The organism is Caballeronia sp. dw_276 (assembly GCF_018449635.1).
In the GTDB taxonomy this organism is placed as follows: Bacteria; Pseudomonadota; Gammaproteobacteria; order Burkholderiales; family Burkholderiaceae; genus Caballeronia.
This window is the reverse complement of the sequence record NZ_JAAVUV010000007.1, coordinates 112,466-133,205: the sequence shown is the minus strand read 5'-3', so window position 1 is coordinate 133,205 and position 20,740 is coordinate 112,466. Positions and strand designations below refer to the sequence as shown.

General features: G+C 60.5%; 22 protein-coding genes. 11 read left to right on the top strand and 11 right to left on the bottom strand.

Translation table 11 applies throughout. The features are described 5' to 3' along the window. Positions 1-66: 66 nt before the first annotated feature. Both HB633_RS16570 and HB633_RS16565 read right to left on the bottom strand, forming a co-directional pair. Positions 67-570 (bottom strand): hypothetical protein, encoded by a 504-nt coding sequence (locus tag HB633_RS16570; RefSeq protein ID WP_213779262.1) that lies wholly within the window; start codon positions 568-570, stop codon positions 67-69. Between the two features lie 254 nt (positions 571-824). Next, positions 825-1,730 (bottom strand): dihydrodipicolinate synthase family protein, encoded by a 906-nt coding sequence (locus HB633_RS16565; protein ID WP_213779261.1) that lies wholly within the window; start codon positions 1,728-1,730, stop codon positions 825-827. A gap of 233 nt (positions 1,731-1,963) precedes the next feature. On the opposite strand from HB633_RS16565, the gene HB633_RS16560 reads away from it, so the two are divergent. The 3 genes from HB633_RS16560 (at position 1,964) to HB633_RS16550 (ending at position 4,687) form a co-directional block, all read left to right on the top strand. After that, on the top strand, positions 1,964-2,917 hold the full coding sequence (locus HB633_RS16560; protein ID WP_213779260.1) for a 4-hydroxyproline epimerase: 954 nt from the start codon (positions 1,964-1,966) through the stop codon (positions 2,915-2,917). Positions 2,918-3,150: 233 nt separating this feature from the next. Continuing rightward, positions 3,151-3,900: an AraC family transcriptional regulator gene (locus tag HB633_RS16555; protein WP_255580983.1), complete on the top strand. Its 750-nt coding sequence runs from the start codon at positions 3,151-3,153 to the stop codon at positions 3,898-3,900. Between the two features lie 373 nt (positions 3,901-4,273). Then, positions 4,274-4,687: a response regulator gene (locus tag HB633_RS16550; protein WP_255580982.1), complete on the top strand. Its 414-nt coding sequence runs from the start codon at positions 4,274-4,276 to the stop codon at positions 4,685-4,687. 57 nt (positions 4,688-4,744) lie between these two features. Here HB633_RS16550 and HB633_RS16545 read toward each other — a convergent pair whose 3' ends face one another. After that, positions 4,745-4,915, bottom strand: a complete 171-nt coding sequence (locus HB633_RS16545; RefSeq protein ID WP_162916082.1) for a hypothetical protein — start codon at positions 4,913-4,915, stop codon at positions 4,745-4,747. Between the two features lie 204 nt (positions 4,916-5,119). Between HB633_RS16545 and HB633_RS16540 the strand changes: the two genes are divergently transcribed. The 4 genes from HB633_RS16540 to HB633_RS16525 all read left to right on the top strand — a co-directional run bounded on the left by HB633_RS16540 (position 5,120) and on the right by HB633_RS16525 (position 9,897). Continuing rightward, a complete protein-coding gene (locus HB633_RS16540; protein WP_213779258.1) occupies positions 5,120-5,791 on the top strand; it encodes a glutathione S-transferase in 672 nt (223 codons plus the stop codon). 156 nt (positions 5,792-5,947) lie between these two features. Continuing rightward, a complete protein-coding gene (locus HB633_RS16535; protein WP_213779257.1) occupies positions 5,948-7,585 on the top strand; it encodes an ATP-binding domain-containing protein in 1,638 nt (545 codons plus the stop codon). A 69-nt stretch (positions 7,586-7,654) separates the two neighbouring features. Next, positions 7,655-8,092: a molybdopterin-dependent oxidoreductase gene (locus HB633_RS16530; protein ID WP_255580981.1), complete on the top strand. Its 438-nt coding sequence runs from the start codon at positions 7,655-7,657 to the stop codon at positions 8,090-8,092. Continuing rightward, positions 8,089-9,897 carry an ATP-binding protein gene (locus HB633_RS16525; RefSeq protein WP_213779255.1) on the top strand — a complete coding sequence of 603 codons (1,809 nt, stop codon included), beginning with the start codon at positions 8,089-8,091 and terminating at the stop codon, positions 9,895-9,897. The genes HB633_RS16530 and HB633_RS16525 overlap by 4 nt, the downstream gene beginning before the upstream one ends. A 5-nt stretch (positions 9,898-9,902) precedes the next feature. Here HB633_RS16525 and HB633_RS16520 read toward each other — a convergent pair whose 3' ends face one another. Then, entirely contained in the window at positions 9,903-10,757 is an 855-nt protein-coding gene (locus HB633_RS16520; RefSeq protein ID WP_213779254.1) for a helix-turn-helix domain-containing protein, read from the bottom strand. Between the two features lie 348 nt (positions 10,758-11,105). Between HB633_RS16520 and HB633_RS16515 the strand changes: the two genes are divergently transcribed. Beyond that, positions 11,106-11,555, top strand: coding sequence for a hypothetical protein (locus HB633_RS16515; protein ID WP_255580958.1), 450 nt, complete (start codon positions 11,106-11,108; stop codon positions 11,553-11,555). Between the two features lie 5 nt (positions 11,556-11,560). Here the strand turns inward: HB633_RS16515 and HB633_RS16510 are convergent, their stop codons facing one another. The 4 genes from HB633_RS16510 to HB633_RS16500 form a co-directional block, all read right to left on the bottom strand. Then, complete coding sequence (locus HB633_RS16510) at positions 11,561-11,944, bottom strand: hypothetical protein (RefSeq protein WP_213779253.1); 384 nt, start codon at positions 11,942-11,944, stop codon at positions 11,561-11,563. Next, positions 11,941-13,527, bottom strand: a complete 1,587-nt coding sequence (locus tag HB633_RS16505) for an FAD-binding oxidoreductase (RefSeq protein WP_213779252.1) — start codon at positions 13,525-13,527, stop codon at positions 11,941-11,943. Before HB633_RS16505 ends, HB633_RS16510 begins: the two co-directional genes overlap by 4 nt. A gap of 27 nt (positions 13,528-13,554) precedes the next feature. Beyond that, positions 13,555-13,689, bottom strand: a complete 135-nt coding sequence (locus tag HB633_RS30910) for a hypothetical protein (protein WP_255580957.1) — start codon at positions 13,687-13,689, stop codon at positions 13,555-13,557. Between the two features lie 94 nt (positions 13,690-13,783). Beyond that, positions 13,784-14,671 carry a LysR family transcriptional regulator gene (locus HB633_RS16500; RefSeq protein ID WP_255580956.1) on the bottom strand — a complete coding sequence of 296 codons (888 nt, stop codon included), beginning with the start codon at positions 14,669-14,671 and terminating at the stop codon, positions 13,784-13,786. 144 nt (positions 14,672-14,815) lie between these two features. Between HB633_RS16500 and speB the strand changes: the two genes are divergently transcribed. Next, positions 14,816-15,766 carry an agmatinase gene (speB, locus tag HB633_RS16495; RefSeq protein ID WP_213779250.1) on the top strand — a complete coding sequence of 317 codons (951 nt, stop codon included), beginning with the start codon at positions 14,816-14,818 and terminating at the stop codon, positions 15,764-15,766. Continuing rightward, the gene (locus HB633_RS16490) at positions 15,726-16,559 is read left to right on the top strand and encodes a class II aldolase/adducin family protein (RefSeq protein ID WP_213779249.1); all 834 of its coding nucleotides are present in this window, start codon (positions 15,726-15,728) and stop codon (positions 16,557-16,559) included. The genes speB and HB633_RS16490 overlap by 41 nt, the downstream gene beginning before the upstream one ends. Positions 16,560-16,565: 6 nt before the next feature. Here the strand turns inward: HB633_RS16490 and arsC are convergent, their stop codons facing one another. Further along, positions 16,566-16,988, bottom strand: a complete 423-nt coding sequence (gene arsC / locus HB633_RS16485; protein WP_213779248.1) for an arsenate reductase (glutaredoxin) — start codon at positions 16,986-16,988, stop codon at positions 16,566-16,568. 231 nt (positions 16,989-17,219) lie between these two features. On the opposite strand from arsC, the gene HB633_RS16480 reads away from it, so the two are divergent. Continuing rightward, complete coding sequence (locus tag HB633_RS16480) at positions 17,220-18,932, top strand: methyl-accepting chemotaxis protein (RefSeq protein WP_213779247.1); 1,713 nt, start codon at positions 17,220-17,222, stop codon at positions 18,930-18,932. On the opposite strand, the gene HB633_RS16475 is transcribed toward HB633_RS16480, so the two are convergent. Together HB633_RS16475 and dinB are read right to left on the bottom strand one after the other, a co-directional pair. Continuing rightward, on the bottom strand, positions 18,929-19,519 hold the full coding sequence (locus HB633_RS16475; protein WP_346730325.1) for an alpha-ketoglutarate-dependent dioxygenase AlkB: 591 nt from the start codon (positions 19,517-19,519) through the stop codon (positions 18,929-18,931). The genes HB633_RS16480 and HB633_RS16475 overlap by 4 nt on opposite strands. 9 nt (positions 19,520-19,528) lie before the next feature. Then, a complete protein-coding gene (dinB, locus tag HB633_RS16470) occupies positions 19,529-20,683 on the bottom strand; it encodes a DNA polymerase IV (RefSeq protein ID WP_346730324.1) in 1,155 nt (384 codons plus the stop codon). Positions 20,684-20,740: the final 57 nt, after the last annotated feature.

The following is a 20,740-nucleotide window of genomic DNA, read 5'->3' as shown; positions in this document are numbered from 1 at the left end:
CACGGATATCGAAATATACCATCGAATATAACGGTGCGAATTTTAACGGCCGTGCTCGGCGCGTTGCTAGACAGATGCGCCGGCGTTGGTGCGATCGCGATAATGCTGTTCGAGCACATGCTCGACGCAAAGGCCGACGAAGATCGCATCCAGCCGTTGAAAGCCGCGCGCGACGCGCTGCAAGCCCTCGGTTCCGGTTCCAGGCGCAACCTGAAAAACCAGGTCGCGTTGCTGCTCGGCCGAACGCGCTGTTTCTATGGCAAAGCGCAGGTCGTCGATGCGCACGAAGCCCAAAGCGCGCGCGTGATCGTAGAGCGACGACAAAAGCTCGCCGAGCGTCTGCCCGGATGTCGCTTCGAGCGAACGGGCGTCGCCCAGCACATCTTCAAGCATCAATACAAAGCGCGCGACGCTTGCATGAAGGTTCCGGAACGCATCGACAACTTCGCGGATTGCCGCCGTGTGATCAGGATCGCGCGCGGTGTTAAGCGGCGTGATGGCCCCCGACAAAGTATGCGCGATTGAGATTGGTGCAGCGACGCGATGTGAACCTGCCTGTTGCCCGGACATCGGGAACTCCTTGTAATGCTTCAGATAGCGTGTTTTCGTCTGCCGGATGGACGATATCCGGCGTAGGAGAATAGTACCGTGATATACGAAAGAATATAACGGACGCGATAATTTTGCGCCGTTTGTTGGTTTTCTTGGGGCTTGGGAGCGGGGAACTAACGCGCGGACGGGCTTCGTGGTGAAGCCATCTTGAGGTGCGGAGGGTGCGAACGGGTGCAGGCGAAAGCGCCGGGATTGCCCCGGCGCCACGGTACTTAATAAGCCGGCAAGACCGGACGCGTTTCGATCGAATGCCGGATCAGCGCTTCAACCTCGCGCCTTTCGTCACCTGCAAGCGGCAGGCGCGGCGGGCGGACCGGTTCGGTGCCGAGACCGGCCAACGCTTCTGCAAGCTTGATGTTCTGCACGAGTTTCGTGGAAACATCGAGCGCGAGCATTGGCGCAAACCAGCGATAGATCGTGCGCGCTTCTTCCAGGCGCCCCGCCTTCAACAGCTTGAAAATGGCGACTGTTTCGTCAGGGAAAGCGCACACGAGTCCGGCGACCCAACCGCGCGCGCCCATCAGAATGGCTTCCATTGCGAGATTATCCACGCCACAAAAAAGCGCATAGCGATCGCCGACAGCATTGATGAGATCGGTAAACCGGCGCACGTCGCCGGCCGATTCCTTGATCGCAACGAACTTCTTTTCGTCGGCGAGTTCAGCGAACATATCGGGCGTGACGTCCACGCCGTAAGCGAGCGGATTGTTGTAGACCATTATTGGCAGCGCACTGGCGCTGGCGATCACGCGGTAATGATTCAGCGTCTCACGGCGATCGGACACGTAACGCAAGCCTGGCAAAACCATATAACCTACGGCGCCGTGCTTCACGCCGAGTTCGGCCTGTCGGCATCCGTCGAGTGTGCTGTTTTCAGCAATGGTCAACAGCACCGGCACGCGATCCTGTGCTGCGTCTACGGCGATATCGAGCACGTCCAGCTTTTCGTCAAGGGACAGCGTGGATGCTTCGCCAAGCGATCCACACACGATGATGCCGTCAACTCCTGCGCTGATTTGTGCTTCGATATTCTTCTTGGTCCACTCGCGATCTATGCTGAAATCGGCATTGAACTTGGTCGTTACGGCGGGCATGACGCCTTCCCAGATATGTGACACGGCAGCGCTCCTGACAATATTGAATTGAATAGAGTCTAAGCATTGCAAAACGGTTGGTCTTGCATCAGACGCGCAAGCCAAGTGCCGATTTCGGCATAGAAATTTTTGCTGGCGCCTCTTTAAATCAAGCGGCGAAAGTACGCTATGCCAGACGCAGTAATTATGCTGAAATCGGCATGCAACACGCCTAGCGCGACCAAGACGCAACGCGCCCCAATTCCTACGATGACAGCATGAAAACCCTGAACTTCATCGACTCGCACACCGGTGGCGAACCGACGCGCCTGGTCGTGTCCGGCGGGCCTGATCTCGGCACCGGCACGCTGACCGAGCGCTTTCGCAATCTGCGCGAACACCACGACGACTGGCGCGCGGGCGTCGTCACGGAACCACGCGGTTCCGACGTCGTCGTGGGCGCGTTGTTATGTGAACCGGATAATCCCGAGTGCGTGGCGGCGGTCATCTTTTTTAATAATGTCGGCTACCTCGGCATGTGTGGTCACGGGACAATAGGCCTGGTTGTATCGCTCGCTTATCTTGGGAAGATCGGTGCAGGATCACACAAGATACAGACCCCGGCGGGCGTGGTGGAGGCGACGCTCAATGGAGACGGCAGCGTGAGCGTGCGCAACGTTCCTGCATATAGATACCAGCACGCGGTCACCGTCGATATCCCTGGTCACGGACCGCTTGCGGGCGACGTCGCCTGGGGCGGCAACTGGTTTTTCCTCGCAGGAAATCACGGCCAGGAACTCGCAGCAAGCAACATCCCGCAATTGACTGCATTCGCGGACGCTGTGCGCATTGCGCTGCAGGCGCAGAACATCACGGGCGCTGATGGCGCGGTTATCGATCACATTGAATTGTTCGCGGATTCGCCGCGTGAGGGCATCGATAGCCGCAACTTCGTGCTGTGTCCGGGCAGCGCGTACGATCGCTCTCCGTGTGGGACGGGCACGAGCGCGAAGGTCGCGTGTCTCTCGGCCGACGGCGAGCTTGCGGAGGGCGAAACATGGCGCCAGGAGAGCATTATCGGCAGCGTGTTCGATGCATGCTATCAGCGCGTAAGCCCCGCAGACAAAGTGGCGGTGATCCCCGTCATCACAGGCCGCGCGCACATCATGGCGGAAGGACGCCTTTGTTTTGACGATACCGACCCGTTCGCCCGAGGCATCCACGCTGCCTGACGCGCTTGCGGTCATTACCAATTTTGGCGCGCGCGTGCCGCCTCTATAATCGGGCGCAACGCAGTGCGCCTTCGCATGAGCTACCAACACGGGCGCAACTCGCGGACATCGACGACGCCAGCGAGACGCGAATGATCACTACGACGGACCGTCCGGCGCCTCGCGCGCATGAACACGGGGCTGGCCTGCATGCCGCGCTGCATCTGGCTGCGGGCGCCTCGACGCTCGATTCCATGCTCGAGCATTTCAGGCTGCTGGAGCCGGTATTCGACGCGATGCCCGACATCGTGTTCTTCGTCAAAGATGAGGAGGCGCGCTACGCGTTGGTGAACCGTGCGCTTGCTTCGCGCTGCGGCTTGAAGGACAAGTCCGGGCTGCTGGGCAAGACGGCGGAAGAAGTTTTTCCGCAGCGTTTCGGGCGCATTTACACGGCGCAGGACCGCTCGGTCATCGCGCAAGGCAACGCAATGATCGACCAGCTGGAACTGCATCTCTATCCGGCACGTCAGCCCGGCTGGTGCATGACGTCGAAACAGCCGTTACACGATGCGCACGGCAACGTCGTCGGCCTGGCGGGAATTTCGCGTGACTTGCAAGCCGATGAAAGCACGCATCCCGCGTATAGCCGGCTGGCGGCCGTGGTCCAGCATATCCAATGCAATTTTGTGCAGCCGCTGAACATGCCGCATCTCGCGTCCATGGCGAACATGTCCATCGCGCAACTCGAACGCTATTTCCACAAGGTGTTTCATCTGACGCCAAGACAGGTATTGCTCAAGACGCGGCTCGATGCCGCCACGGCACTCCTGGTCACGCACGACAAGGTGACGGACGTGGCGGCATTGTGCGGATATACGGATCACAGTGCGTTCACACGGCAATTCAAGGCAACCGTAGGCCTGACGCCAACTGAATATCGTGCGTTGCTGCGCTCGCATAACCCGGCTGTAAAGAATGCCGGCGTTGCGTATTCAGGCCAATAAATCTGATCTTTCGATGCAATTCGGTGCGCCATAATTTACTTGTTACCGGCTCGAACCCCGCTCAAAGATCGCTTGCAAACACGGACAGCAGCAGCGCAAACGCTCGTGCAGCAAGGCTGGCGCGGTCATTGCTCATGCACTTTCTGTGGTCGGTCTGTTTTTTGCTCCCATGATTAGTCGAAAGCAATGAGGCATACTGCGCCCGTTGAAAATTTTGAACCGTGCACTGTTCGACACCGGCGTGCTCGGCTTACAACACGGTGCCGCATGGATCTCGCGCCGTTGTGCTGCAATTGGCAAATGTTGGCGAAGAGTAGGGAGACGCAGCAGCGACATCGGCACCGGAATCCTGTTTGAGCTGTACGAAAAGATAATGATGAATGAAGTAGCGAGACTGGGACATGCCCGGATTGTGCTGGTCGAAGACGATCTGGAAAGCAGGGAATCACTGCGTATGTTGTTGGAGGAGGAAGGTGCGGACGTGGTTGCCGTTGCCGATGCCGAAGAGGGCGCGGAGACCGCCATTCGCGTTCTGCCAGATGCGGTGATCTGCGATATCGACTTGCCGATGATGGACGGCTTCTACCTGATCCAACGTTTGCGCGACCATGAGATTCGAGGCAATCTCACGCCGTCGATTGCGATCGCGCTGACTGGCCATGATGGCGATGAATACCGCTTGCGAAGTATCGGCGAGGGGTTCCAGCATTTCATGACCAAGCCCGCGCACCCGGATGCCCTGGTTACGCTGATCCAGCAGTCGCTCAGCGCGCGGGTTTTGTCTTAGGCAGATGCCTTAAGCAGTTCGCGGCGCTCAGCGTTAGTTTTCGAGCGCCGCACCCGCCTAAGACCGGTCGCGATTTCGTGCCCGGGTCGCACCCGTAATGACCGCGATTCCAAGCAGAATCACATCGACGATCAGGATGGTGTGCTGCGTCACGTGCATGGCGACCAGGGCCCACGAAACGCCACCGATCAAGATCAGCCAGCCGACGAGATAAATCACCAGGGTCATTGGTTTGTCCTTTGCGTGCGTGCGCGTTGATGTTGATATGAAACCTGCAGGGCGGATTGTCGCCACGCATAAAATGGGCCTGGCACGCTGAATAACATATAAAAAATCGAGGACCGGCTCGGTTTCCCGACGCCCCGCGCGAGCAGCCCTGTTGTATTCTTTGCGCGTTCGCGCCCGGACTTCAACCCTCATGGCAAAGCCCACATGCTCATAGTTCATCACCTCAATAATTCCCGCTCCCAACGCGTGCTCTGGATGCTGGAAGAACTGGGCGTCGAATACGACATTAAGCGTTATCAACGCGATCCGAACACCATGCTTGCGCCGCCTGAACTGCGCGCCGTGCATCCGCTAGGCAAGTCACCGGTTATCACCGACGAAGGCCGCACGCTTGCCGAATCCGGCGCAATCCTGGCGTATTTGAACGAGCGCTACGGCGAGGGCCGCTTTGCACCGCCACACGGCATTTCGCCCGAGCGTCTGCGCTACGACTACTGGATGCATTACGCCGAAGGCTCGGCCATGCCGCCGCTGTTGCTCAAGCTCGTTGCCTTGCGCATTGGCAGCGCGCCCATGCCGTTCTTTGTGAAGCCGATCGCGCGCCGGATTGCGCAGACCATGCAGGACAGTTTCATCGATCCACAATTGAAGCTGCACTTCGGTTATGTGGAAAACGAGTTGTCGAAGTCCGAATGGTTTGCGGGCGATACCTTCAGCGCCGCTGACGTTCAAATGAGCTTTCCACTCGAAGCCGCCAGCCAGCGCGCGGGCGCAAAGTCCCTGCCGCGCATATCGGCTTTCCTGCAGCGGATTCATGCGCGTCCGGCTTATCAGCGCGCGCTCGAACGTGGCGGCAAATACGACTTCGCGGACTGACCCGGGAGACGGGCCGGGGAGCTCGCGCGGCTTGCGTACAATGGCCGCTGAATTCCCGAATCCGGCTTGAATTGGGCGGTGTCGCGGCATGCCGAAGGCGCCCGGCAATTATCCCGAACAAGCCCCCGAATCCCGTATTTAGCGCGAAGGCGAAGCATGGCTCGAATCGTCCCCGACGACTGGAAAAACCTTGAAGCAACCGGTGCAGCCGCTCGCGAGCTCGACACGCTCGCACTTCTCTCGAAGCTTCCCGACGACTACACCGTGTATCACGGTGTGCACTGGACGCGCATCAACGAAGGCTTTTCCGTGTTCGGCGAAGCGGACTTTGTCGTGGTCGCCCCTTCCGGCCGGGTGCTCGTGATCGAACAGAAGGCCGGGTTCCTGCGCGAGACGCCGGCTGGCCTGATGAAGGTCTACATGCAAAAGGAGCGCAATGTCGCCATTCAACTGGCGCATACGCTCGAAAATCTGCATCGGCGATTTACCGCGGCGTTCGGCGCGGGCACTTATCGGATTGAAGAGCTGCTTTATTGCCCGGACTACACGGTCAAGGATGCGTCGATTGCGGGCGTTCCGGAGTCGCGTATCGTCGATGCCAGCCGCAAAGCCAGGCTACCCTCGGTCGTACTGGAGATTCTTCCGCCAGACGAACCGCGCTTCGAAGCGTCCGCGCGGATCCACCATTTTCTCTCCGACGAACTCGCTCTCACGCCCGATACCAACGCCCTTGTCGGCCAGGCCGACATGCTTGTCACGCGGCTTTCGGGCGGTCTTGCAACCTGGGCGCGCCGCCTCGAGTTCGAGCCGTTCAGGTTGCGCGTGATCGGCACGGCCGGCTCGGGCAAGACACAGCTCGCGGTGCAGGTCATGCGTGACGCGGTCGCGAAGGGACGCAGCGTGCTCTACGTCTGCTTCAACCGGCCGCTTGCGGACCATATCCGGCTGGTGGCGCCGTCTGAAGCGCGCATCGCCAACTACCACCAGTTGAGCGCTGCGGTAACGCGCGACGCCGGCACGCCGCCCGACTTCAGCCAGCCGAACGTGTTCAGCACGCTGGAAGATCGCTTCGCGAATGTCGATATTGCAGAACACTGGAAGTTCGACGTGTTGATCGTCGATGAAGGCCAGGATTTTCATGCGGTCTGGGTCGATGCGCTCGCGCGCCTGCTCAAACCGGATGGCGCGTGGTGGTGGCTCGAAGACCCCATGCAGAACCTGTATTTCCGCGATCCGGTGCCGCTGCCGGGATGGACCACGTTGCGCGAAACCACGAATTACCGCAGCCCGCGTGATCTGCTTGCGTACATTCGCCGGATCGTGGGGCGCGAAGTTCGGCTCGACGCCGGCAGTCCGTTCGATGGTTCCGAAGTCAGCCTGTCCACGTATGAAAACGGGCACCCCGATGAAGTGATCGAGGCGACCAAACGCGCGATCACGCAAGCGCTGGCGCTGGGTTATCGGAAGCAGGATATCGCGGTGCTGTCGTTTCGCGGGCGGGAGGGATCGGTGTTGACGTCGGTCGAGCATCTCGGGCCGCATCGGCTGCGCAGTTTCACCGGGTCTTATGATTTGTTCGGGAATCCGGAATATCGTGAAGGTGATGTGCTGCTTGAATCCATCTATCGATTCAAGGGGCAATCGGCGCCGTGCGTGATCTTTACCGAAGTCGACTTCGACGCCTTCGACGAACAGGTCGCGCGGAAGTTTTTTGTCGGCGCGACGCGCGCGACCATGAAGCTGATTATCGTGGCCTCCGAACGTGCGGCGCGCGCGTTCGACGAACAACACTGAACGGCAATGAAAAGCTTCGACTTGATCCGTTGCATATTGCTGCTGCTGACGCTTGCCTGCACGCCGCTGATGGTGGCTGCGGCGCCGATGACGCTCGACGTTGAAGGCAAGATCAGCCGCACGAACGATCCGGACCGCACCATGTACCGCATCAGCGAAGCCGAGTTGATGAAGTTGCCGGCCCATACCATCACGACGTCGACGACATGGACGCCCAAGTCGGCGTTCACAGGTCCCTTGCTCGCCGATGTCCTGCGGCTCGTGGGCGCGCATGCCGATCTGGTGGAGCTTCGCACACTCGATGACTACGCCTACACCGTGCCGGTTTCCGAAGCCGAGCGCTACGGCGCGATCCTCGCGTACAGCATGAACGGCACGCGTTTGAAGGTCAGCAACTTCGGTCCGCTGTTCCTGATCTATCCGCGCGATGCCTACCCGCAAGAACTAACCGGCTCGGTGGCGGACGCGAAATTCGTGTGGCAGATCAAGGCGCTGGTCCTTAAATGATCGGTGCGCCGCTTCGTCGTCTGAAGGTTGCGTTGCTGCTTGCGGCCGCCATCGCGCCGCCGCTCGCGGGTGTGGGTTATCTGCTGTATTCCGCCTTGCTCGCGAACCAGAGCAACCAGCAACTCGGCATGCCGTACGACGGGTTCTACTGGGATGGCGCGCAATTCCAGATCGCCTATGGGCGCTTCGGGAATCAGATCTTGCTGTACCGCAGCGGTATTGATGCCAACGTAGACGAGATCCAGCTTCGCTACGAGATCCTCGAATCGAAGCTCGCCATTGTCACGGCTTCCACGGCAATGCTCGCCGATCGCGAAGCGTTGCGCAGCAGGCAGCAGGAGATTCTCCGGCAACTCGACGCTGCGCTCGACTCCATCGAACCGGATATCGATGCGCTGGGCACCGACCGTTCGCGCACGCTGAGGATTGTCGGCGTATTGCGGCAGAATCAGGATGCAGTGAACGAACTGGCGAACGGGCGGCGCGTGGTGGACATTGCGGAGCGCGACTATATCGTGCGTGATTTCGTGTCCAAGCGCCGTTATCTATTCGCGGGCGGCATGCTGCTCGCGCTGCTTTCCATGGTCGCGACGGCCATGTTGCTGCTCAACGGGTATCGACGCTCGCGGCTGATTCATCAGCAACGCGCAGCGCTTGAAGCGCAGCATCAGGCGACGCGCGCGGCGCGCGAGGCGTCGCAGGCGAAGGACGCGTTTCTCGGCATGATCAGCCATGAATTGCGCACACCGCTGCACGCGATCGTTTCGTCGGTGGAGCTGCTCGAGCTGAACCTGCATAGCGAAAGCGATCGCAAGATCATCCAGCGGCTCGAAACCGGTGCGCGCCATCTGGAAGCGCAGATGCGCGACCTCACCGACTTCGCACGGCTTGGCGCCGGAAAGCTCGAATTGCGCCTGACTGTGTTCGACCCCATGGAACTGCTCGATTCCATCGTCGATGCAAACACGCCGGCCGCGAGCGCGAAAGGTCTCGTGCTGCGCGGCCAGTTCGCGGGCGAAGCGGGGTTGATCGAATCGGATCAGCACCGGCTGCGGCAGATCGTGACCAACCTGGTGACGAATGCGATCAAATACACGGATGCAGGTTCGATCGATGTCCGTTTCGAGCGCACGCTGGAACGCCTCGACATCTCGGTGGTGGACACGGGACCCGGCATTCCGCGCGAACAGTTGCCGCTGATCTTCAAGGAATTCACGCAACTGGATTCATCGACAACCCGTCGTTTCGATGGTGCCGGCATGGGTCTCGCCGTGGTTCGCGGACTGGTCGAGTTGTTGGGCGGCGTGGTGAATGTGTCGAGCGATATTGGGCAGGGCGCGGCATTTCGTGTGAGCTTGCCGGCGGCGCCCGTTGCGCATGTGCCTGAACGCGAACGCGCGCCAGCTGATCTACCGCCGTTGAAGAAAGCGCGCGTGCTCGTGATCGACGACCACAATTCCATTCGTGAATCGCTGTCGGAAATGCTCGCTCACCTGGGTTATGCAAGCGTTGCGATGAGCGATGTGGACAGCGCGCTCGCGTGGCTGGAGACGAATCAGGCCGACGTGATCCTGGCGGATCTGCACATGCCGGGCAAGGACGGTTATTCGTTCGTGAATGAATACCGGGCGCGGCGTGCGTCGGGCGCAAGTTTGCCCGTGATCGCGGTGAGCGCTTATGCGCCGGATCTCGTCGATCCGAGCGCGGCCATTCTGTTCTTCGATTACTTGCTCAAGCCTGTTCGCTATGAGGTGCTGAAAAGCGCGCTGGCGCGGGCGTTATCGGCAACACGACGGGTTCATTGAGCGCACTACGCCCTCAACAGCCGCTTGGAAAGATCCGCAACGAGAATCGCCATGCGCGCCGGCTTTTCAAAACACGTCACGTTATAGCGCTGAATGACGTCGCTGATTTCCGATTCGCTGGCCTTGCCGGTTGTCAGTTCGCCCGTCAGCACGAACACCGGCGCATCCGGGTTGTCCGAGTTGCGAACGGCGCGGATTGCATCGGCCGAGGTGTGCGCGCCGAACAACCAGTCGATAACCACCGCATCGAAGACTTGCGTCTGCAGCGCTTCCGCGAAATCTTCCAGGCCATACAGCGCCACCGCTGCAAAACCGCTGCGTTCAAGGTAGTCGTGAAGGTTGTCGGCGGAAGTCTGGTCGTCGTCGACCACCGCTATCAGCGGCTTGTCCATGTCCGTGCGGCGCGGCTGGATCTCGATCTTGTGCACGTCGTGCGCGGCTTGCAGCAACACGCCTTCGTGCGTTGTCACGAGCCACCGGCCGTTCATGTTCTGCGCGATGAAATCCGGCCGGCTGCCAGGTTCGAGCGCGTCGCCTATCCAGGCAACACACGCGATCTCGGCGGCGCCGAGCTTGAGGACGGCGTCTTGCGCCGTGCCCGCGGTGTCATCGACATCGGCGTTCTTGGCATCGAAAAGTTGCAGCGCGGGTTCGTCGAACGCCTCCGCCACGCGGCGGATCTGCGCGAGCGTCCAGGGACTATTGCCGCGCAACTTGCGATGGCCCTGAGAGAAACTCAGGTCGAGAATGCGGCAAAGCTCGGCGGTCTGCTGCCGCTTGCCAATGCCGTGGCGATTCATCAGGTCGCGTACGCGCTGGGCGACGGCGAGGGAATCAGAGGATGAGGTTTCAGTGACCATGCTGCTGCTTACCGGTTAAAGCGCCTGGTGTTGACAGACTGAGAGGGGGGTATTGTAGGCGCAAGACGGCGCATCTTCGCAAAACTCTTGGACTGATAAAAGGGTTCGCTCACATGGCGCCGCATTTTGATTCTGAATGGCGAAAAGCGCGCTAAGTTCCTTCTTGCGGCAAGCGAAAAGATGCAAACGTTAGCGTGGTTTTGAAACTTGGCGTTCTTGCGGTCGGTCCAAAGTGTGAGCGCCAGGCCACGCATCGGTTGGGCAATAAGACGGCCATTCGCGTACAGTCGGATTTTGTGACAGGAAGAGATTGCCGCAGGTCAATTTAGTATCGAACATCGGGGGCCGATGATGCGTGTCACCAAGTCTTTAAGGATGGCGGCGGGATGTGCGACCGCGTGTTTCCTGCTGTCGCCCGTGCTCGCGCGCGCCGAGGCGATCGAGGAACAGCTCGATTGCAGGTCGTCGGGGCATACATTCATAAGCGCGCTTCTGGCAAGCGGCGAAATCCAGAGCAAGCCGATGCGTGTGGAAGCGAACTCCGTCAACGCGTTCCGGCCGGCCCACGGCGTCAAGCTCACGGCTTATGACTACAAGGTGTTTGTCGTGCTGGGCTATCAGAAGGACGATCCCATCTTTGCGCAGGGAAAGGGCACACCGATCGCGGATTCTGCTTACGGTGTGGTAGTGACCGGACCGACCGACGACGTCAAGGATCGCGTGCATCAGTCGGGAAGCAGCGCGATCGTGCATGAAATAACGCCTATCACGACGGCGATTCTTTGCAAGTCCGAGTGACGAATTCAAGCGGTGAACGGATCTAGGCGCCACATGATTAGCGGGCCCGCCGTGCGTTGGGTCATCTGCATTCCGGCGCCTTGGGCAAGCCGTGAAAACACGAATGCATCGGCATGCCGGGTCAGCCCGGCGAATGCTGTTTCCTCCGCGCCTGAAGCGGGCGCGAGAAGTTCAAACCACATTTCACCGATGTCCCCGCTCAACGCCACGCTGCGCGCACCCGTCATGCACGCGCGCCGAGCAAAGGCACGGCTGTCGGCGAGATGTGCATCGAACAGGACGGTAAGCCGGCGCGCGGCCAGCTCATGCGCTGCGACAAGCCGAGGCGTTCGCACGCCAACTGCCGCGAGCGATACGACCGCCATGAAATAACGCCGCGTGTGTCTCATGGCGTTCGACCCGTTGTTTTGCCCGGCCAGATCCCCTGTTTCCCGGGCGACAAGATACCGTTCGGATCGAGCGCGGTCTTGATGGTCTCGCTCATGCGCATCAACGCGTGATCGTTGAAGTCGTATTGCGATGCCGCCAGATCCATGAATTCAAGGTGCGTCCTGTATTGACCATATCCCGCAGCACCGAAATCGTTTATTAGCGCTTCGAGCAGATCCCGTGCGGCGCCGGTCTGCTGCGCATCGTCACGATTGAAAATGGCCGCGAAAATGTGATGCATGCTGCGTTGTCCGACGGTGAACCCGCCGTAATAATCGAAGCCGTATTGGGCCGCGCGTTCCTGCACCATGCGAGCCTGCTTCGCCGCGTCCTGGCCGAGCGGCGGGCAGACCGGCGAAAAATCGATATGCGCGCCTGTGCCGCCCCGCCAATTGAGCAGGTTGAAAGCATCCATGTTCGGGATGCCGACCTGACTGCGGTCGCCGCCGCCTTTGGGCTCAATGGCGGCATCGGTAAAGGGCATTTCGATCAGCTCTGCATTCGCGATGCGTGCAAAGCGCTCATGAATGACATCGCGACGCGCCTTGACCATACGCTCGGGGCCATACAGGCAAAAACGCAGGTTCCACCGGCCGATCCCAAGCGCGCGCGCCATCTTGTCGACCAGCGCGTCAGGCATGGCGCCCGTCCCGTCATACCATTGCTTGCGCGTTGAAACCCCCGCCGCCCAACGCATCGCGCTTTCGATCGCCGCATTGCTCTGGATGGTGTCATCGAGTTTAAGAGGGCGAAGCGTCTCCACGATAGTTTCCAGATCGGCGTCATGACGGAACATGTACCTGCACAGCAGATAACCTTCCGGGCGCGGCATCAGCCACACGCCAAGCTTCGTGACGATGCCGAAATTCGACTGCATGAACATGCCGTCATAGGATGGGCCGAACCCCGGCTTGAAGACCTGCCACGCACGGTTGCCGGTCATCGCGCCCATGCCGGTGCGCACGAGCTCGCCGTTGGCGAGCATCACTTCCATGCCGCATTGCGCCGCCGCGTGGTCGCCATATGGCGTCGTGCCAAAGCCGCGTTCGAGCGTATTGCCCATCACGCTGCCCCAGCCGGCCGCGGGCGGATCGAGCCATAACTTGCTGCCTCGCGCCTTCAGTTCACGATAAAGATCGTAGTAACTCACGCCCGGTTCGACCAGCGCATAGCCGAGTGTTTCGTTGATTTCGAGCACGCGGTTCATGCGCTGCATGTCGAGCACGACGCAGCCTTTGAGCCTCGGTGCAGCGCCGCCGTACGCGAAGTTGCGTCCTGTCGAGACGCTCCATAAAGGCACACGATACCGGTTCGCCACATCCAGCACGGCGCGAAGCTGATCGATATCCGCTACCAGGACGACCGCCGACGCCTCGTGAGCGCGCGCGTCGCCGGGCGGAAACGGGTCGAACGGATCGAGATACGACTGCGCCGCGCTGTCTCCCGAAAGCACGGCGGCGCGGCCAACGATGGCCGCAAATTCAGCAAGCGCAAGCCTGAAATCGGACTCGGAGATTCCGGGCGGCCGCAAAGGGCCACTCATGGCCTGGTCACTGCGCGATCACCCGGCTCAATAACCGCCGCTGCTGCTCGAACTCGATCCGGACCCGCCGCCTGATCCGTCCGTCTGGCATCCGGCAAGCGACATGGCGAGAGAGACGGTCAATACGGCGAGCAGCATCGATGCAATGCGTTTGAAGTTCATTTGGATTCCCCAAGGGTTAAGTAAAACGCGCTGCTTTGTTCAAGCGGCGCTTAAGTTCTTAACGCATGGGGAATCCGGTTTATTCCAGTGACGCTCAAGACAGGTGTTCCTTGAGCGTATCGCGGAATTTTTGAATCAGCGGTTCCTTTGATCGTCCGCGCCGCAGGATCAATCCAAACGGCGCCTGATAACCAAATGCCGCTGGCGCCAGCGCGCGCAGGCGGCCGTTATCGACCCAGGTTTGTGCGTAGTGCTCCGGTAAAAAACCAATGAACGCGCCCGACAGGATCAGGATCAACTGACCTTCCATGCTGTCGACCGTTGCCTCGCTGCGCTTGAAGCCGTGCCGCGCCAGCTCGGTCTGACTCCAATAGGCGCGGCCGACCATGCGCTGCTGACTGATGGTTTCGTGCGGGATCTGATGCGCGTTGAAGAGCGGATGGGTATTGCTGCAATAGAGCCAATGTTGCTCACGATAAAGCGAGTGATGAATCAGCCCATTCATCCGCAAATGGAACGCACCGATTGCCACGTCGAGCCGGTTGCCAAGCACGCTAAGCTGCAATTCATAAGGGCTTTGCACGTGCAGATGCAAATGCAACGCCGGATGTTCGCGCGTAAATGCGCCGATCACTTCTGCGAGGGGCAGCGCTTTGTCGCTGACGGTCGAGTCCAGCACGCCCAGCTTGATGCTGCCGCGCAGTTCGCCGCGCAGGCCGGCGGCGTAGCGCTCGAAACCATCGACTTCGCCCAGCAGACGCAACGCCTCCTGATGAAAATCTTCGCCTTTGGGCGTAAGGCTGAATCCACCCCGTCCGCGATGACACAAGACCACGCCGACGAGCGATTCGAGCTGGCTCATATACGTGCTGATCGCCGATGTAGACAGGTTCAGTTCCTGCTGCGCTGCGGCGAAACCCTGATGCCGGACTACGCACGTAAAAATGCGCAGCAGGCGCGCTTCGGGCAAGACTGACGCCAAGAGAAGCTCCATTAAACAAAGGCAAACACGCCGATAGTTTAGAAATACCTGAACTAATTATTTCGCACCAGCACTTTGTCCGCTTGCCGCGCGGGTTCAAAATCACCCGCATGCCTGTTCGATGAACCAATGCGAGGACGCGTCATGGAAAAGATCTTTCATCAGCCGCTGGGCGGTAACGAAATGCCGCGTTTCGGTGGTATCGCGACAATGCTGCGCTTGCCGCATCTGCAATCGGCGGAAGGGCTCGATGCCGCGTTCGTAGGCGTTCCGCTCGATATCGGCACGTCGTTGCGCCCGGGCACGCGCTTCGGGCCGCGCGGCATTCGCGCTGAGTCCGTGATGATCCGGCCTTACAACATGGCAACGGGAGCGGCGCCCTTCGATTCGCTGTCGGTGGCGGATATCGGCGACGTCGCCATCAATACGTTCAATCTGCTCGATGCGGTGCGAATCATCGAAGAGCATTACGACGGGATTCTCAAGCACGACGTCAAGCCGCTGACGCTCGGTGGCGACCACACCATCACGCTGCCTATCCTGCGTGCGCTGCACAAGAAGTACGGCAAGATCGGGCTCGTGCATGTCGATGCACACGCCGACGTCAACGACCACATGTTCGGCGAGAAGATCGCGCATGGCACCACGTTTCGCCGCGCGGTGGAGGAGGGGTTGCTCGATTGCGAGCGCGTGGTGCAGATCGGGCTGCGCGCGCAGGGCTACACGGCCGACGATTTCAACTGGAGCCGCAGGCAGGGCTTTCGCGTCGTCCAGGCGGAGGAGTGCTGGCACAAATCGATGGACCCGCTGATGGCCGAAGTGCGGCGCAAGGTTGAAGGCGGCCCGGTATATCTGAGCTTTGACATCGATGGAATCGATCCCGCCTGGGCGCCGGGTACGGGCACACCGGAAATCGGCGGCTTGACGACAATCCAGGGCATGGAAATCATTCGCGGATGCCACGGGCTGGATCTGATCGGATGTGATCTCGTGGAAGTGTCACCTCCCTACGATACGACCGGCAATACGTCCTTGCTCGGCGCCAACCTGCTGTATGAAATGCTGTGCGTGCTGCCCGGCGTCATCAGGCGTTAAGCTTGCCGTCCGACGTCACAAACAGAGGAGCCCCACGATGGATACCGAACAAAAAGTCCGCGAGGACCTGGCGGCGCTGTATCGGCTGGCGGCGCATTTCCGCATGACCGACATGATCGATACGCACATCACCGCGCGTTTGCCCGGTTCGCCGGACGAAAAACCCGCGTTCCTGATCAACCGGTATGGCGTGCTGTTCCATGAGATGCGGGCCTCGGATCTCGTGAAGATCGATTATCAGGGCAAGGTGATCGATGACCGCGCCCGCGACATGCCCGAGCTTTTCCGGGTCAACGCGGCGGGCTTCACCATCCACTCTGCCGTGCATATGGCGCGTCACGATCTGGCTTTCGTCGTGCACACCCATACGGCGGCGGGCACGGCGGTGTCCGCGCAGGAGCAGGGGCTTTTGCCCATCAGCCAGCATGCGCTGAAGTTCTACGGCAAGCTTGGATATCACGATTACGAGGGCATCGCGCTGGATCTGGGCGAACGTGATCGTCTGGTCGCCGATCTCGGTAACCACAAGGCAATGATCCTGCGCAATCATGGCTTGCTCGCCGGCGGCGCGACGGCCGCGCACGCGTTTCACGAAATCTATTTCCTCGAGCGCGCATGTCAGGCGCAGGTCCAGGCGATGGCTGGCGGCGCGCAACTACGGTTTCCGCCTGAGCACGTACGCGAACTCACCGCGCGCCAGTTCGAATCCGAAGGGTCGGACGGCATTACGGAACTTGCGTGGCAGGCGGCGCTGCGTCTCATCGCCGATACCCAGCCCGACTACCGCACCTGAGCGGGCTCACCGAACCCGGTTGCCCTTTTCATCGATGATCCGTTCGCCGTCTTCCTTGGCGAACGGGCCTTTCTGCGCCAACGAAAGAATCTCCAGAAGCTTCTCCGACGGACGGCACAAAAGCGTGCCCTCGGGCGTCACCACAAACGGGCGATTGATCAGGATCGGATGGGCGAGCATGGCGTCGAGCAGTTGCTCGTCGGTCAGCGTTGCATCGGCGAGTTCGAGCTGGACGAACACGGCCTCTTTTTCACGAAGCGCGTCGCGCACCGTAAGCCCCGCGTCCTGAATCAACCTGGTCAGTGCGGCGCGATCCGGTGGTGTCTTCAAATATTCAATGACCTTCGGTTCGATCCCGGCGTTGCGAATCAGCGCGAGCGTATTGCGCGATGTGCCGCATAAAGGGTTGTGGTAGATCGTGACGTCCATGTCGTTTGTCTCCATATCTCTGAAAGTGCAGCCGGTCGTCTTTCATTCCCGAAATAGAAATGAAAGGCTTCGTCTTGATCCTGCATAACCAGATGCTATGCCAGTTTACTCAAGTGACAGGTGAGATTGCCGTTAAAGGGTTCGGGTCGGGGAATATTCGCCGGCCCCGGTTGCGCGCGAGGAATCCGGCGTGCGGCGCCGCTTGAATAACAGTGTTGAGAAAAGTGAGACATGAACATACTTTCGACGATCAAAGGCCGCCTCGGCATTGCCATGGCGTTTCTGGGCCTGTTGCTGGTGGTTATCGGCGGCCTCGGGTTGTGGGGCATGAGCCGCGGCAACGAGACCACGCGCGATCTTTTCACCAATGAAATGCCCAGCGCGGTAGCAGCCGGCAACGCGGAAATGTTCACAGCGCGTGAGCGGCTCAGCTTCGACCGCGCAGCCTTGCTCGTCGGCAAACCGGCTGCGGAAACGGCGATCGGGCGCGGCGCATTGATGCGCGATCGCGCTGACAAGGAATGGGCGCGCTACGCCGCGTTGCCGCAGGGACCCGGCGAGCACGAGATGGCCCAGGCATTCCAGACGAAGCGGATCGAGCTGCAGAAAATGCTCGACGATGGTTACGCGAATATCCGCGCGAACGACGCCGACAAGATCGTTGCATCGGCGGAAGCCATGCAGGTGAAGTTCAACGAGATGGCGGCCATCGGCGAATCGCTGCGCAAGTATCAGTTTGATTCGGCGAAGAGCGACTTCGAACTGTCGCAGGAAAAATTCAACGAATTCCGCACGATCAGCGCGGTGGCGATCATCATTGGATTGCTTGCAGCCGCGTTCTCGTGGCTCTCGCTGCGCCGCGCGATCGGCCGTCCGCTCGACGAAGCGCTCGCACAGTTCGACGCCATCGCGTCCGGCGATCTGCGCCGCGAACTGGTCGTGACATCGCGCGACGAGATGGGCCAGCTGCTCAACGGTCTCGCGAAGATGCAGGCAAGTCTCGTCGATACCGTGCGCTCGGTGCGTTCGGGCAGCGAGTCGATTGCGTCGGCGACCAAGCAGATTGCGGCGGGCAATATCGATTTGTCCTCGCGTACCGAGGAGCAGGCTTCGGCGTTGCAACAAACGGCGTCGAGCATGGACGAGCTGACCGGCACGGTGAAGCAGAACGCCGAGAACGCGCGTCAGGCAAGTTCGCTGGCGGCGAATGCATCGGAAATTGCGAACAAGGGCAGCACGGTCGTCTCGCAAGTCGTCGATACCATGGGCGACATCAACCAGAGTTCCACGAAGATCGCGGACATCATCACGATCATTGAAGGCATTGCGTTCCAGACGAACATCCTGGCGTTGAACGCGGCGGTCGAGGCGGCGCGCGCGGGCGAACAAGGGCGCGGTTTCGCGGTGGTGGCAGCGGAGGTGCGCAGCCTCGCGCAACGTTCATCGGCGGCGGCCAAGGAGATCAAGGAGTTGATCAACACCTCGGTTTCCCGTGTGCAGACAGGCACGACGCTGGTCGGCGATGCCGGCCGCACGATGTCCGAGATCATCGGCGCGGTGCAGCGCGTGACGGACATCATGGGCGAGATTGCGGCGGCTTCGCACGAGCAGAGCAGTGGCATTGAACAGGTGGCGCTCGCCGTCACGCAAATGGACGAAGTGACGCAGCAGAACGCGGCGCTGGTGGAAGAGGCGGCGGCCGCTGCGCAATCGCTGGAAGATCAAGCGGGCGCGCTGAAGGCGGCGGTGTCGGTGTTCCAGTTGAACGATGGCGGCATGGACCACGTCAAGCTTGCAGTGAAGCCGGTGCGTGCCGTGGCTGTCGCATCGACGACCCGCGCCGTTGCAAGCGAGCGGCTGGCCAAGCTGAAAACGCCGTTCGTGGGCGTGGAAAAAGCAAAACCGGTTGCATTGGCGGGCGCGGCCGACTGGGAAGCGTTCTAGCCCGCGGCTTTGTCACTGAAACAGCGAAATGCCAGGCTGATGCGCGGGCCTGTCACTTCGCTCATTTTCGGGATGCCGTGATTGTGCGTGAATTGCGAGGCGTAACTCATTACGAGCACGCTCCCGGCATGCAGGTCCACGTTGAGCGTGCGGCCTTTACCTGATTTCGCACGGATGGTCATGCGCCGGGTGGCGCCGAGCGACAGAATGGCGATGGGCGCTTTCAGCGCAAGTGCCTTGGTGTGATCGTTGTGCGGCGCGACGCTGTCATTGCCGTCGCGATACAAATTCAACCCGACGCTGTTGAACGCCGCACCCACGGTTGATCGCACCTGCCCGGCGGCCTGCATCAGCGGCGCGGGCAAATCCGCCGCGTCGAGAGAAAAATGCGCCATCAGACGCGGCACGTCGACTTCGCGCTCATACATCATGCGGCGCTGATTGCTCCAGATCACGCCGTCCAGCGCTTGCTCGAACCACGCTTGTGCCGTCTCGGCTGAAACCACGCCTGGCAGATAACGAATCCCGCTCTCGGTGTCATCAATGAGATCGAGCGGCGCGGGATCGAACAGATCGTTCTGATACACGATGCCTCCTCAATCCGACGAAAACGGCAATTCGCCCTGAACGGCGATCGGCTCAGCTATGTACGAACCCGCCGGAACCAGCGCCGTCACGCGCACGCCGAGCAAACGCAGACGCCGGTCGAGCGGCACGCGCCGCAGGCATTCGGTCGCGGCCCGGCGGATGTCCGTGGCGTCGGCGGTAGGCGCCGGCACCGTCAGGTCGCGCGTGACCGTGCTGAAATCGTTGTAACGCAGCTTAATGCCGACCGTACGGCCTTCGTAGCCTTTGCGCCGCAAGTCGTCCGCAACCCGCGTGCATAAATCCGTGAACGCCGCCGACAACGTGCTGCGATCCTGGCGCGGATGCAGGTCGCGCTCGAACGTGGTTTCGCGGCTCATCGACTTCGGCTCGGTGCTGACGACCACTGGCCGTTCGTCCACGCCTTGCGCCACTTCCACGAGCCACGCCGAATAGCTGCGTCCGAACGTGGCCTGAAGCAGTTCCGGATCGGCGCGCGCCAGGTCGCCGACTGTTTTTATACCGATCGACGCCAGCTTTTCCGTCGCCTTCGGCCCAATGCCGTTGACCTTGCGCACCGCGAGCGGCCAGATCCGCAGCGGGATATCGGCGGCGGTGAGGATGGTCAGGCCGTCGGGCTTGTCCAGTTCCGAGCCGATCTTCGCCAGCAGCTTGTTCGGCGCGACGCTGATCGAGCATGACAGGGCGGTTGCGTCGCGCACGGCCTGCTTGATGCGTGCGGCGGTTTCGGCGGCGTCGCCCGGGAGATCCGTCAGGTCGATATAGATTTCATCGATACCGCGGTTCTCGATTTGCAAGGTGAATGTGGCGACGGCCGCCTTGAAGAGACGCGAATAATGCCGGTACGAATCGAAATCCGTGGGCAGCAAAATGGCGTCTGGCGCCAGTTGTGCCGCTTTCATCATGCCCATGGCAGAAAATACGCCGAGGGCCCGGGCTTCATAGGTGGAAGTCGTCACCACGCCCCGGCCGGCGTAATCGCGCAGCCGGACGAAACGGCGGCTGCCGTCGGGCAGGGTTTCAGGAGTGGCGTTCCTGCCGCCGCCGATCACCACGGGCTGGCCGCGCAGTTCGGGATAGCGCAATAGTTCGACGGACGCGTAGAACGCGTCCATGTCGAGATGCGCGATGCGGCGCGTGGTCACGACGGCGCTCCAGAATCGGACATGACATCAATAGCTGTATGGATATACAGTATCTTA